The sequence below is a fragment of the Albidovulum sp. genome (genome assembly GCF_008933605.1).
In the GTDB taxonomy this organism is placed as follows: Bacteria; Pseudomonadota; Alphaproteobacteria; order Rhodobacterales; family Rhodobacteraceae; genus Albidovulum.
The window spans coordinates 1-11,738 of sequence record NZ_WBUS01000105.1; the positions used below are offsets into that span (position 1 = coordinate 1).

At 71.0% G+C, this 11,738-nt stretch carries 13 protein-coding genes; 3 read left to right on the forward strand and 10 right to left on the reverse strand.

The window, feature by feature from the left end:
• Nucleotides 1-275 (reverse strand): FAD-dependent oxidoreductase (locus F9K34_RS13250; RefSeq protein ID WP_291337445.1); only part of this gene is annotated, 275 nt, incomplete at its 3' end.
• Between the two features lie 79 nt (nt 276-354).
• Between F9K34_RS13250 and F9K34_RS13255 the strand changes: the two genes are divergently transcribed.
• Nucleotides 355-840 (forward strand): peroxiredoxin, encoded by a 486-nt coding sequence (locus F9K34_RS13255; protein WP_291337446.1) that lies wholly within the window; start codon nt 355-357, stop codon nt 838-840.
• A gap of 87 nt (nt 841-927) precedes the next feature.
• Here F9K34_RS13255 and F9K34_RS13260 read toward each other — a convergent pair whose 3' ends face one another.
• From F9K34_RS13260 to F9K34_RS13295, 8 genes are all read right to left on the reverse strand, one after another.
• Nucleotides 928-1,317 carry a 4a-hydroxytetrahydrobiopterin dehydratase gene (locus F9K34_RS13260; RefSeq protein WP_366557905.1) on the reverse strand — a complete coding sequence of 130 codons (390 nt, stop codon included), beginning with the start codon at nt 1,315-1,317 and terminating at the stop codon, nt 928-930.
• 17 nt (nt 1,318-1,334) lie between these two features.
• A complete protein-coding gene (locus F9K34_RS13265) occupies nt 1,335-1,952 on the reverse strand; it encodes a glutathione S-transferase family protein (protein WP_291337447.1) in 618 nt (205 codons plus the stop codon).
• A 94-nt stretch (nt 1,953-2,046) separates the two neighbouring features.
• On the reverse strand, nt 2,047-3,228 hold the full coding sequence (locus F9K34_RS13270; protein WP_291337448.1) for a GNAT family N-acetyltransferase: 1,182 nt from the start codon (nt 3,226-3,228) through the stop codon (nt 2,047-2,049).
• A 46-nt stretch (nt 3,229-3,274) separates the two neighbouring features.
• Nucleotides 3,275-4,039: a glycerophosphodiester phosphodiesterase family protein gene (locus tag F9K34_RS13275; protein ID WP_291337449.1), complete on the reverse strand. Its 765-nt coding sequence runs from the start codon at nt 4,037-4,039 to the stop codon at nt 3,275-3,277.
• Nucleotides 4,040-4,071: 32 nt separating this feature from the next.
• On the reverse strand, nt 4,072-4,536 hold the full coding sequence (locus F9K34_RS13280; RefSeq protein WP_291337450.1) for a RidA family protein: 465 nt from the start codon (nt 4,534-4,536) through the stop codon (nt 4,072-4,074).
• Between the two features lie 88 nt (nt 4,537-4,624).
• A complete protein-coding gene (locus F9K34_RS13285; protein WP_291337451.1) occupies nt 4,625-5,101 on the reverse strand; it encodes a GNAT family N-acetyltransferase in 477 nt (158 codons plus the stop codon).
• A complete protein-coding gene (locus tag F9K34_RS13290; protein ID WP_291337452.1) occupies nt 5,082-6,380 on the reverse strand; it encodes an HlyD family type I secretion periplasmic adaptor subunit in 1,299 nt (432 codons plus the stop codon). The genes F9K34_RS13285 and F9K34_RS13290 overlap by 20 nt, the downstream gene beginning before the upstream one ends.
• Nucleotides 6,377-8,113 carry a type I secretion system permease/ATPase gene (locus tag F9K34_RS13295; RefSeq protein WP_291337453.1) on the reverse strand — a complete coding sequence of 579 codons (1,737 nt, stop codon included), beginning with the start codon at nt 8,111-8,113 and terminating at the stop codon, nt 6,377-6,379. Before F9K34_RS13295 ends, F9K34_RS13290 begins: the two co-directional genes overlap by 4 nt.
• A 140-nt stretch (nt 8,114-8,253) precedes the next feature.
• Here F9K34_RS13295 and F9K34_RS13300 point away from each other — a divergent pair, with 140 nt between their 5' ends.
• Nucleotides 8,254-9,009 (forward strand): MlaA family lipoprotein, encoded by a 756-nt coding sequence (locus tag F9K34_RS13300; RefSeq protein WP_291337454.1) that lies wholly within the window; start codon nt 8,254-8,256, stop codon nt 9,007-9,009.
• 37 nt (nt 9,010-9,046) lie between these two features.
• Nucleotides 9,047-9,604, forward strand: a complete 558-nt coding sequence (locus F9K34_RS13305) for an MlaC/ttg2D family ABC transporter substrate-binding protein (protein ID WP_291337455.1) — start codon at nt 9,047-9,049, stop codon at nt 9,602-9,604.
• A 37-nt stretch (nt 9,605-9,641) separates the two neighbouring features.
• On the opposite strand, the gene F9K34_RS13310 is transcribed toward F9K34_RS13305, so the two are convergent.
• On the reverse strand, nt 9,642-11,738 hold a 2,097-nt coding region (locus F9K34_RS13310; RefSeq protein ID WP_291337456.1), incomplete at its 5' end, for a transglycosylase domain-containing protein.

Sequence of the window (11,738 nt, forward strand, 5' to 3'; positions counted from 1 at the left end):
AGGCGGAGGGTCTGCGCCGCCGTGTCGAGCGCCTCGACCAGCGTTCCGAGGCGCAGGGTGACGCCCTGTTCCGCCCAGAACGAGGGGGCGCGAAGGTAGAGCCGTTCCAGCTCCATCTCGCCGAGCAGGTAGGCCTTCGACAGGGGCGGGCGCTGGTAGGGGGGCTGCGGCTCCTCTCCGATCAGCGTGACGGCCCCGGAGTAGCCGAGCGCCCTGAGTCTGGCGGCAAGCGAGGCGCCTGCCTGTCCGGCGCCGACGATCACGATCCCGCGCATGTGTTTTCCCCTCTGGTGGCCCGCGCGGCGGACCCTATATCGTCGGGACCGGAAAACGCAACGCGTGAGGATATTTGCGATGGGGATCGAGAAGGGGCAGCGGCTGCCCGCGGCGACCATGCTGCGGATGGGGGAGAAGGGGCCGGAAAAGGTCGATCTCGGCGAAAGGCTGAAGGGGCGCCGGGTCGTGTTCTTCGGCTTGCCGGGCGCCTATACGGGCACCTGCTCCACCGTGCACATGCCAAGCTTCGTCCGCACCGCCGACAGGTTCCGCCAGAAGGGCGTGGACGAGATCGTCTGCGTGGCGGTGAATGATCCCTTCGCGCTGAAGGCCTGGGGGGAGGCGACCGGGGCCGCGGCGGCCGGGATCACCCTTCTCGGCGACAGCGACGGGTCCTTCACCCGGACACTCGGCATGGCCTTCGACGCACCGGCCATCGGTCTTTACGGCCGGTCGAACCGCTATGCGGCGATCGTCGAGGACGGGGTGGTGACGCATGTGCAGGTCGACAAGCCCGGCGAGTGCAACATCTCGACCGGCGAGGCGTTGCTGGAGGCGATGTAGCGCGGCGGGGCGGGGGCTCCTCCCTCCCCATCCCTCCCCCGCGTGGGGCGAGGAAGGAGTGGGCGGCGGCGTCCCACACGGCCCGGCCTAGTCCCGGTCCGGCCCGCCGTCGCGGGCGTGGAGTTCACACAGGCAGGTGACCGGCTCGCCGTGGTCGGTCTGCACCTCGGCCTCGCCCGCGAGCCGGTCCATGCGGAGCGCGAGCGTCAGGTCGAGCGCCGAGAGCCCGCCGCAGTCGTGGGTGATGAGCGTCACGTCGACGGTGTTGTAGATATTGGTCCATTCCGGGTGGTGGTTCAGCTTCTCGGCGGCGAGTGCGGCCCGGGACATGAAGCCCCAGGCTTCCGAGAAGCTCTTGAACTTCCAGATCTTGCGGATCGCGTCGCGGCCTTCGGCGGCGCGCCATCCGGTGGCGCCGAGCCGGCCGAGCGCGGCTTCGCGTTCAGGTCCCTGCGGCAGGAGTGCGGATTGGCTCATGTGGTCCTCCCTCGGGTTCAGCCGGCTTTCGGCGGCATCGCCGCGTTGTCGGCGTCGTTGGCGCGCTGGAGCGCGGGGCGGGCACTGATGCGCTCCCAATAGGCCTGGAGCACCGGGCGCGGCTCGATCGTGCCGAACCTGAGGCCCCAGCCGATTTGCGAGCCGGTGGCCACGTCGGCGGCCGAGAAGGCATCGCCGGCGAGGTAGGGGGTGCGGGCGAGCTGGGTCTCGAGCGCATCGAGCGTGGTGGCAAGCGCGCCGAACCCGACCATGCCCCGCCGCTCCTCCGGGACCTCGACGGCGAGGGCCTTCATGATCACCGTGGCCTCGAAGGGACCGGCGCCGAAGAAGAGCCAGCGGTAGTAGGCGGACCGGTCCTCGGGCGCGAGCCCGGCCTCGGGGAAGGCGTCGGCGAGATAGGCGCAGATCGCGGCATATTCGGTAACGACGCGGTCGCCGTGAACGAGCGCGGGAACCTTCCCCATCGGGTTGATCGCAAGGTAGCCGGGGGACTTCATCGCCGGGCCGTAGTCGAGATAGCGCACCTCGTAGGGCTGGCCCACCTCTTCGAGCATCCAGCGGGCGATGCGGCCGCGCGACATCGGGTTGGAATAGAGGATGAGCGAGTCGGTCATTCGGGTCTCCCTGTCGTGAGGGCGATTGTCCGGGCCGCGGGGAAGAGTTTCAATGCCCCGGGGGCAGGAATCTGCCGGTGGCGGCGCTGCGCGGTCAGTCCAGGCGGTCCCCGCGCCGAAAGGGGCCGTAGTCGGTCAGGACCTCGATCTCTTGCCCCACGGCCTGCGCCTCGGCATCGAGGAAGCGGGCGACGGCGGCCCGGAACGAGGTGTCGGCGATCCAGTGGAGCGAATGCGTCTCGACCGGAAGATAGCCGCGCGCGAGCTTGTGTTCGCCCTGCGCGCCGGCCTCCACCCGGCCAAGACCCCGGGCGATGGCGTGGTCGATGGCCTGGTAGTAGCAGCATTCGAAATGCAGGCAGGGGTGGTCCTCGACGGCGCCCCAGTAGCGGCCGAAAAGCGTGTCGCGGCCGAGGAAGTTCAGCGCGCCGGCCACGGGTCGCCCGCCGCGTTCGGCCAGCACGAGGAGCACGTCGTCGCGCATCGTCGCGTGGATCTCGTCGAAGAAGGCGCGGGTGAGGTAGGGCCGGCCCCACTTGCGGCTGCCGGTGTCCTGGTAGAAGGCCCAGAAGGCGTCCCAGTGGCGCGGCTCGATCTCGGCGCCGGTGAGCTTTCGGATGGTGCCGCCGAAGGCCGCCGCGGTCGCGCGTTCCTTGCGGATGGCCTTTCGCTTGCGCGAGGCGAGGGCGGCGAGGAAGGCGTCGAAGTCGGCGTAGCCGGCATTCAGCCAGTGGAACTGCTGGCTTTTCCGCCGCAGGACGCCCTGGGCGGCACCCGCCTCCGCCTCCTCGGCGGTGCAGAAGGTGACATGCGCCGAGGAGAGCCGGTTGTCGGCGGCGATCTGCACCAACGCGTGGAGGAGCGCGGCGCGGCCCGGACCTTCCCAGCCAGGTTTCGCCAGGAAGCGCCGGCCGGTCACCGGGGTGAAGGGGACGGCCGACTGGAGCTTCGGGTAGTAGCGCCCGCCGGCGCGTTCGAAGGCGTCGGCCCAGTTCCAGTCGAAGATGTACTCGCCCTGGCTGTGGCTCTTGGCGTAGAGCGGCATGACGGCGACGGGCGAGCCCAGGGCGCGGACGACAAGGTGGTGCGGTTGCCAGCCGGCGCCCTTCCCGACCGAGCCGGAGCGTTCGAGGGCGGAGAGGAAGCGATGCGTCGTGAACGGGTCGAGGGGACGGCCGCCCGCCGCCGTCTCCGGGCAGGCACAGGCGTCCCACTCGGCCGGGGCGATCCCGCCGAGGCCGGAATGGGCCGTAACTTCGAGGCTGATGTCGTCCATGGCGCGGGCTCCTGCCAGCCCGAAGTGGGGCGCGTCGCCGGGGGCGTCAAGCCGGGAGGGTGGCGGCGTAGCCCTCGAACGTGACGTTGCCGGCGACGCGGCGGGCCGTGGCCTCGGCCTCGGGCGAGCGGATCGTCCAGCAGAGGACGGCCGCGCCGCGCGCTTTCAGCTCCGCCACGCGCGGGCGGGCGAGGTCGGCGGCCTCGTGGCTGACGAAGCTCGCGCCGACGGCGTCATAATCGGGGATGTCGCGGAGCCGGTCGCGGGCCCGGGGCGTCAGCAGCGGCCAGTCCTCGGCAGTGTAGGCCGAGGTGGTGAGCCCGCGCGGGACCTCCGGTGCCGCCTCGCCGAGGGCGGCGACGGAATGCGGGTTGAAGGACATGACCGCGACCGGCCCGGCGTAACCTTGGAGCGCCCCGGCAACCGCGCGTTCGAGCGGGCCGACGGCAGGGCCCATGTCGCCGTCCTGGTCCTTGATCTCGATGAGGATCGGCACGCGGCCGGCGACGAGCGCCAGCATCTCCTCCAGCGTCGGGATGCCGTCGTCGCCGTCGAGGAGGCGGAGCGCCCGGAGTTTCGCGGTGGTGAGGCCGCGGACGCGTCCGGGAATGCCGGTGAGCCGCCGCAGGTCGTAGTCGTGAAAGACCATCGGGACGCCGTCGGCCGAGGGCTGGATGTCGCATTCGATGCCATAGCCCGCGTCGACCGCCGCACGGAAGGCGGCGGGCGAGTTCTCCGGCCGTCCCGCCTTGCGGTCGTGCAGCGCCCGGTGCGCGATGGGCGCGCGCAGGAAGGCCGCAGGCAGCGGCACGGGGCGAGGCGGTGCGGAACGCGGGGCGGACATCAGGCGACCTGGAAGACCGCCTCGATCTCTACCGCGACGCCGAGCGGCAGGGCGGGGGCCGAGACCGCGGCGCGGGCGTGGCGCCCGGCCTCGCCGAAGACCGCGACCATGAGGTCCGAGCAGCCGTTGATCACCTTGGGCTGGTCGGTGAAGTCGGGGGTGGAGTTCACGAAGCCGCCGAGTTTCACCACCCGCACGATCCGGTCGAGATCGCCGCCGAGGGCCGCGCGCGCCTGGGCGAGGAGGCTGAGGCCGCAGCGCCGGGCGGCCTCGGCGCCCTCGGCCACGTCCATCGTCTCGCCGAGCCGGCCCTTGATCAGGCCGGCGGGGCCTTGCGAGATCTGGCCGGAGACGAAGAGGAGATCGCCCGCGCGCACGAAGGGCACGTAGTTGGCCGCCGGCGCGGGGGCGTCGGGCAGCGTGAGCCCGAGCTCGCTCAGACGGGTGTCGATGGTTCCGGCCATGGGGTCCTCCTCTGCGCCCTCCAAGGCGCGAATCCGTTCGGGTCGGCAGGTTAGCGGCGTGGCGCGCGCGGCGGAAGGGCGTGCGGCCTCAGAGCGCGAGGAGAAGCTGCGGCAGGGTGTGGCCGGGGACGCAGTCGCAGGCGACCTCGCCCGCGGCGGTCGCGCCCATGCGGCGGAAGAAGCCGGCTGCCGCCGGGTCGCTGTCGATGACGAGGGTTCGGGCGCCGGCGTCGCGCGCCGCCCGAACGGCCTCGGCGAAGAGCGCGCGGCCGATCCCCGTGCGGAGTGCCTGCGGCTCGACGAAGAGCTTGCCGAGCGTCGCGCTGTCGCCCTGCACGGTCAGTTGCAGGACGCCCATCGCATGTCCGCGGCGGCGCGCAACCGCGACATGGGAGGTGGCGAGATCCTCGGCGCGAAGCGCCAGCTTCGGGCGGCAGGCCGCGAGGAAATCGGCGCTGTAGCCCCAGACCGCCTTGGACCTGATGCAGAGGATCGACAGTTCGGCAAGCTCTCCGGGCCGGGCCGGGCGGATCGTGATCGGGCTGTCAGCTTTCCCGGAAGGCACGGTTGAAATACTCCGCGAGCGGCTTGACGAGATAGGCCAGCGGCGTGCGTTCGCCGGTGCGTATGAACACCTCGACGGGCATCCCGGGAATGATGGCATGTCCGGCAAGTTTCGCAAGCTCGCCCGGCTCCAGCGTCACCTCCGCGCGGTAATACGCCGATCGGCTCGCCTCGTCGGTCAGGGCGTCGGCCGAGACGCGGGCGACCTGGCCGAGAAGTTCGGGCGTCGTGCGGCTGTCGAGCGCTGCGAAGCGCAGCGTGACCTCCTGGCCGACGCGGACCTCGTCCACGTGGACCGGCGAGACCCGCGCCGCGATGACCAGCGGGCGGTCCTGCGGGATGAGGTAGAGCACCGGGTCGGCGGCGCGAATCACCGAGCGCGGCGTGGTCACCTGGAGCGCATGCACGACGCCCGAGACCGGCGCCCGGATCTCGAGCCGGTCGATCTGCTCGGACAGGGTCCGGCGCCGCTCGGCGAGTTCGAGCTCGCGGTAGCCGAGGTCGCGGAGCTGGGTGTTGGCCTCCTCCCGCCGGGTGCTGCCGCGCTTCAGGACCTCGATGTCGATCTCGGTGATCTTGCCCTCGGCCTCGGCGCGGGTCGCGTCGAGTTCGCCCGCCACGCCTTCGAGCCGGGCTTTCTCGCGCTCGAGCGCGAGGACCCGGCCGGCCTGGGTGAGCCCCTTGTCGAGCAGCCCGGTCAGGTCGGCGAGTTCCTTGCCGATGAGCACAAGCTGGCTGTCGGTCGCCGCACGCTGGGCGGCAATGCCGGCGATCTGGCTGGCGATCTGGGCGCTGCGACGCCGGAGCTGGTCGATCTCGTTCGCCTCGGTCTCGGCGCGGGCAGCGAAGAGCCGTTCCTGCCCGGCCATCAGCGCGGCGATTTCGGGCCGGCCCTCGGCGAAGCGGGCGAGTTCCTCGGGAAAGGTCACGGAAGCCGCATCGTCGCGTTCCGCCTCGAGCCGGCCGCGACGGGCTAGGATTTCGAAGAACTGGCCCTCGACGATGGCGAGTTCGGATCTTAGGAGCGCACCATCGAGCCGGAGGAGGGGCGCACCCGCCGCGACGAGATCACCGTCCTTGACGAGGATCTCCTCCACCACCCCGCCGTCGGGGTGCTGCACGACCTGGCGGTTCTGCTCCACCTCCACCTGGCCGCCGGCGACGACCGCGCCGGCGATCTGGCTGGTGGCCGACCAGAGGCCGAAACCGCCGAGAAGGAGGGCCAGCGCGACAAGCCCGAGAAGGACCGGCCCGCGCGATGAAGGCACCCTGGCGGTCATGTCACGCCTCCCGGCCCCGGCGCGCGCACGATGTCGCCCGCATTCTTCACCATCGCCCGCAACACCTCGTCGCGCGGCCCGTAGGCGCGCCGCACGCCCCCGTCGAGGAGGAGAAGCTGGTCGCATTCCTGGATCGCGGCGGGCCGGTGCGCCATGATGAGGACCGATCCCCCCTCCGCCTTGACCGCCCGGATCGCGGCGTTGAGCGCCATCGAGCCGTCGTTGTCGAGGTTGGAGTTCGGCTCGTCGAGGACGAGGATCACCGGGGCACCGTAGAGCGCGCGGGCCAGGCCGATGCGCTGTATCTGCCCGCCCGAAAGCCGCCCGCCGGCCTGGCTGACGCGCGTGTCGTAACCGTCGGGCAGGTCGAGGATCATCTGGTGCGCCGCCGCCTTTTGTGCCGCGGCGACGACGGCGGCATCGTTCGGGACGGGGGCGAGGCGCGCGATGTTCTCGGCGATCGTGCCGTCGAAGAGGGTCACCCGCTGCGGCAGGTAGCCCACATGGGCGCCGAGAACGTCGGGGTCGTACTGGTCGAGCGTCGCGCCGTCGAGCCGGATCCAGCCCCCCGCGGGGCGCCAGACGCCGGTGAGGGCGCGGGCGAGCGTGGACTTGCCCGCGCCCGAAGGGCCGATGACGCCGAGCGCCTGGCCGGGTTCGAGCCGGAAGGAGACCATGCGCAGGGCGGCCTGCGACTGGCCCGGCGGCACCACGGTAAGCTGGTTCGCCTCCAGCACCGCGCGCGGCCGGGGCAGCACGGTGCGCGGCGCCTCGGGGGGGGCGGCGGCGAGAAGCGCGGCGAGCCGGCTCCAGGCCTCCTGCGCGCGCTGGACGAGCGTCCAGCCCGCCACCGCCTGTTCGAGGGGCGCGAGCGCGCGGCCCATCAGGATCGACGAGGCGATCATCGCGCCCGGCGTAAGCTCGCCCTTCAGCACCAGGAGCGCGCCGACCGCGAGCATGGCCGACTGCAGAAAGAGCCGGAAGGTGCGCGAGAAGATCGAGTAGACTCCCGACTGGTCGGAGGCGGCGACGGCCGCGGCGAGCGCCGCGCCGCGGCGGGTGGACCAGCGTTCGAAGCTCGCTCCCCGCATCCCCATGCTCTGCACGAGGTCGGCCTCGTCGCGGAGCTGGTCCGCCATCCGCTCTGCCCGGACGCTTGCGGCGTTGGCGGCCAGCACTGCGCGGCGGGTGGTCGCCTGGTTGAGCGCGGTGACGAGGACGAGGACGAGCCCGCCGGCGACCGCCGTCCAGCCGAGCCAGGGATGGAAGATGAAGACGGCGGCAAGGAAGATGGGTGCCCAGGGCGCGTCGAAGAGGGCGAGGAAGACCGGTGCCGCGAGCAGCGCGCGGATCGCCTCGAGGTCGCGCAGGCCCGAGGCGGCGGCCGGATCGCCGGGGACGAGCGCCGCGCGGGCGAGGGCCGCGGTGAAGACGCGGCGGTCGAGCGCGGCCTGGAACCGCGCGGCGAGGCGGGTCATGATGCGGCCGCGCGCGAGGTCGAGCAGGCCCATCATCAGGAAGAGGAAGACCACGAGCGCGAAGAGTGCGGCGAGCGTCTCCTGCGACCGGCTGCCGAGGACGCGGTCGTAGACCTGCAGCATGAAGAGCGGGCCGGTCAGCATGAGAAGGTTCACGAAGATCGAGAAGAGCGCGACGGCGGCGAAGAGCCCGCGCCCCTCGGACCGGGCTGCGCCAAGTTCCTCCCGCCCCCGGGCCGATATGTCTCGCCTCATCACGGTCTCCTGCCCCGGCGGATTTTCCGCCGATCCCGACATAGGCCCGGTGCAAGCCTTGCCTCGGGCGGGCAGGGCTTTTAAGCCTTGTTCCGGTCGGCGTCGCACGACCGGCGATTTCGCGCGAAGATAGGAACAAAATGTTGAGAAATCCATTGCCGAGTTCGGGGCGCGGTCGCGCCGCAGGCTTCACTGCCACGGCGGCGCTGCTGCTGGCGGGCTGCGCGACGCAGCAGCCGGGGACGGAGTTCAACGATCCCTACGAGACGCAGAACCGCGCAGTGCACGAGACCAACCTGGCGCTCGACCGGGCGGTCTTCGGCGGCGGAAAACCCGACCGGAAGCCCTTCCTTCCCGCCCCGGTGGCGGAGGGGGTGGCGAATTTCTCCGACAACCTCGGGATGCCCGCGGCGGTGCTCAACAGCCTCCTGCAGGGGCGGCCCGACCCGGCGGTGAAGAATGCCGCGCGGTTCGTGATGAACACCACGGTGGGCCTCGGCGGCCTCCTCGACCCGGCGACAGCGGTCGGGCTTCACGCCGAGGACACCGACTTCGGCGAGACACTGCATGTCTGGGGCGCGCCGGAGGGCGCCTTCCTTGTCCTGCCGATTGCCGGGCCGACGACGGAGCGCGACCTTGTCGGCAAGGTCGTCGATTTCGTCATCGACCCGATGAACGGCGCCTTCCCCGAGCCGGAAAGATATTACGTCGCGGCGGCAAAGCTCGGCGGCAAGGTCGCCGACCGGCAGCGTTATGGCGATGTCATCGACGACATCCTATATCAAAGCGCAGACAGCTACGCGCAGATGCGGCTCATGTATCTGCAGAACCGCCACTACGAACTCGGCATCGAGGCCGAAGTGTTCGACCCGTACGAGGACCCCTATGGACAGTAGCATTTCCCGCCGAGCCGTGATCTCCGCGCTGCCTGCGATGGCGGCGCTGACGCTGGTGCCGGGGCCGGCCTCGGCGCTGAACGTGGGGGAGGCGCGGGCGCTGATCGACAAGGCCATCGCCGATGTGAACCGGGTGATCAACTCGGGCAAGGCCGAACCGGCGATGTACAAGGACTTCGAGCAGATCTTCGTCCGCTACGCCGACGTCCGCTACATCGCGCAGAGCGCGCTCGGCCCGGCGGGGCGGGGCGCCGACAAGGCGGTGATGGGCGCCTATGTCAAGGCGTTCCAGGGCTATATCTCGCGCAAGTACGGCAAGCGGTTCCGCGAGTTCATCGGCGGCAAGATCGAGGTCACGGACGCGCGGCCGCTGAAGAGCTTCTTCGAGGTGGTCTCGGTCGCCTATCTCAAGGGCCAGGCGCCCTTCGAGGTGCGCTGGCATGTCTTCGACAAGTCCGGCAAGGACCTGTTCTTCAACATCATCATCGAGGGCGTGAACATGCTCGCGGCCGAGCGGACCGAGATCGGCGCGATGCTGGACCGCAACAAGGGCGACATCGGACGCCTGACGGCGGCGCTGCAGAAGGCGGGCTGAGGCCTGCCCCCTGGCATTCGCGCCGCGCGGCCGCGGCTCAGTTGCGGCGGCCGAGGATGTTGGTGAGAATGTCGACGAGGCTTTCTCCGCCACCGGGCTGCGGTTGCGGCGCTGCCTGGCCGGGATAGGGTTGCAGCTGGCCCGCATAGGGGTCCGCGCCGCCGCCTGCCTGCCAGGTCTGGCCCACGTATTCGGGCGCAGGCATGTCCTCGGGACGGATCATCGGCAGGGGCGTGGGCGGAAGGTCGGCCGCGATGCGCGTCACGACCTCGTGCCAGATCTCGGCGGGCAGGCCGCCGCCGGTGACGCCGGTCAGGGGCTTGTTGTCGTCGTTGCCCATCCAGACGCCGACGACGTAATCCGCGGTGAAGCCGATGAACCAGGCGTCGCGGTAGTCCGAGGTGGTGCCGGTCTTGCCCGCCGCCTCGTGCCCCTCGACGCGCGCCCGCCGGCCGGTTCCGCGCTCGATCACCTGTGTCATCATGTAGGTGAGCTGGCGCGCGGCGCTTTCCGAGATCACCCGCTCGCCCATGCCGCCCTCCTGTCCCATGAGCGACACGTCGTCGTCCTGGATGCGGAGTTCCAGAAGCCCGTAGGGATGCACGGAAGAGCCGCCGTTGAGGATCCCGGCATAGGCGCCCGTCATGTCGAGGAGCGTCGCGCCCGAGGAGCCGAGCACGATCGCGGGGCCCTGCGCGAGTTCCGACTGCAGCCCGAAGTCGGCCGAGACCTGGCGCACCGCATCGAGCCCGACGGCCTGTGAGAGCCGCACCGTCGCGGTATTGACCGACCGGGCGAGCGCGTCGGTGAGGGTCATCATCCCGTGGAATTCGGGCTCGTAGTTCTTCGGGGTCCATTCGCCCGAGCCCTGGACGTAGAGCGTGATCGGGGAATCGTCGATGAGCGAGTTCATCGTGTAGCCCATGTCGAGCGCGGCGGCGTAGACGAAGGGCTTGAAGGTCGATCCGGTCTGGCGGATCGCCTGCGTCGCGCGGTTGAAGGCGCCGCTGACGGTGCTGTCGCGGCCGCCGACCATGGCGCGCACCGCGCCGTCGGCCGACATGACGACGATGGCCGCCTGCGCCTTCGATCCCGCCTTCACCTTGGTCTCGAAGACGTAGGACAGCGCCTCCTCGGCGCGCTTCTGGATCGACTGGTCGAGCGTGGTGCGGATGATCACGTCCTCGGTCGTGTCCTGGGTCAGGAAGGCGGGGCCGGCATCCATCACCCAGTCGGCGAAATAGCCGCCCGCCCGCGCCTCGGCCGCCTTGGAGAGCCGCGCCGGGTTGGCCAGCGCGTCGCGGTACTGCGCGTCGGTCAGGTAGTCCTGTTCGTGCATCAGCCCGAGCACGACCGCCGCGCGGTCCTGCGAGCGCTGGAGGTTGGCGGTGGGCGCATAGCGCGTGGGCGCCTTGAGGAGGCCGGCGAGCATCGCCGCCTCGGCCGGGCCGACCTCGTTCGCCGATTTGCCGAAATAGCGCTGGCTCGCCGCCTCGAAGCCGCGGGCGCCGGCGCCGAGATAGGCGCGGTTGAGATAGAGCGTCAGGATGCTGTCCTTGCCGTACTTCGCCTCCATCGCGAAGGAGAAGGGCACTTCCTTGATCTTGCGCATCAGGCTCGACTGGCGGCAGTCGGCCTCGTAGTCGGCCTCCGACTTCCAGGTCTTCGGATCGTAGGGCACGCCGAGGCAGATGAGCTTGGCGACCTGCTGGGTGATCGTGGAGCCGCCGTTGCCCTCGAGCGGGCCGCGCCCCTCGGCGAGGTTGATGCGGACCGCGCTGGCGATGCCGCGCGGCGAGATGCCGAGGTGGCGGTAGAAGCGCTTGTCCTCGGTCGCGACGATGGCGTTCTTCAGGTCGGGCGAGACGGTGTCGGCGGTGATCGTGCCGCCGAAGGTCTCCCCCCGCCAGGCGAAGACCTGGCCCTCGCGGTCGAGCATGGTGACCGAGCCGCGCGTGCGCGCATCGATCAGCGCCTCGAGTGGCGGGAGCTGGGCGTAGAAGTAGAGCGTGGCGAGGCCGGTGACGATGGCGCCCATCGCGGCGATCCGCCAGCCGATGCCCCAGATCACGCGCCAGACCGCGCGGAAGAGGCCGGCGACGAGCCGCGCCGGCCAGGGCGCGCGCCGTGGCGG